This window comes from Hominilimicola sp., from assembly GCF_046972485.1.
GTDB classification, from domain to species: Bacteria; Bacillota; Clostridia; order UBA1381; family UBA1381; genus Hominilimicola; species Hominilimicola fabiformis.
This window is the reverse complement of sequence record NZ_JBKVWU010000222.1, coordinates 1-1,343: the sequence shown is the minus strand read 5'-3', so window position 1 is coordinate 1,343 and position 1,343 is coordinate 1. Positions and strand designations below refer to the sequence as shown.

Annotated in this window: 1 protein-coding gene; it reads left to right on the top strand. The window is 39.5% G+C overall.

Annotated elements, in window-relative coordinates:
• On the top strand, nucleotides 1-1,319 hold a 1,319-nt coding region (locus ACLTU0_RS11955; RefSeq protein WP_412322669.1), incomplete at its 5' end, for an ATP-grasp domain-containing protein.
• Nucleotides 1,320-1,343: the final 24 nt, after the last annotated feature.

The window sequence follows — 1,343 nt, the reverse complement described above, 5'->3', positions numbered from 1 at the left end:
GTGTTATTCTTCAATTCGGCGGTCAGACTGCTATCAAACTTGCAAACTTTCTTGACAGTATGCACGTTCCTGTACTTGGTACACAGCCTAAGTACATTGACGAGGCTGAAGACAGAGAAAAGTTTGACGAAATGCTTGAAAAACTTAACATAAAGCGTCCAAAGGGTAAGGCTGTTTGGAGTGTTAAGGAAGGTATTGAAGAAGCTAATAAGCTTGAATATCCGTTACTTGTACGTCCGTCATACGTTCTTGGCGGTCAAGGTATGGAAATTACAAGAAACGGAATCGACCTTGTAAGATACCTTACAGACGCATTTATTAAAGATACAAAAAATCCTGTTCTTATCGACCGTTATCTTGGCGGACGTGAACTTGAAGTTGACGCTATTTGTGACGGTACAGACGTTCTTATTCCGGGTATCATGGAACACCTTGAAAGAGCCGGTGTACACAGCGGTGACTCAATTTCAATTTATCCACCGCAGAATGTACCTCAGCATATTATTGATAAAATCGTTGACGTAACATACAGAATTGCACTTGAACTAAAGGTTATCGGTATGATTAACATTCAGTTTATCGAATTCAGAGATGAACTTTATATTATCGAAGTAAACCCACGTTCAAGCCGTACGGTACCTTATATCACAAAGGTTACAAACGTACCTGTTATTGATATTGCAACAAACATTATGCTTGGCAAATCACTAAAAGAAATGGGTTATTCAACAGGTATTGCACCGCAGACAAATACAGTCGCTATAAAAGTTCCTGTATTCTCAACCGAAAAATTACCGCAGGTTGAAGTAAGTCTTGGTCCTGAAATGCGTTCGACAGGTGAGGTTTTAGGCGTAGGTCAAAACTTCCACGAGGCTATGTACAAAGGATTTACTGCCGCCGGTACAACAATTCCAAAGGCAGGTTCAACAATTCTTGTTACGGTTCGTGAAATGGATAAAGAAAACTTCTTGCCTATCGCAAAGAAATTCCACGAACTTGGCTGCAAGTTTATTGCCACTGCCGGCACTGCAAAATTGCTTGAAGATAACGATATTCCGGTACAGGTTGCAAAGAAGATTTCAGAGGGTGTTCCGAATATCCTTGATGTTATCAGAAGCGGTATGATTGACCTTATCATCGACATTCCTAAGAAGGGTAATGATATTCATTCAGACGGATTCAAAATCAGACGTACAGCTATTGAATGTGACGTTTCGATTATGACAAGTCTTGACACTGTTAAAGCACTTGTTGATGTTATGGAACATCGCTACACACCTGATACTGTTGAAGTTATTTCACTTTCGGATATTAAATAACATACAAAAAGCGGAGATTTTAAA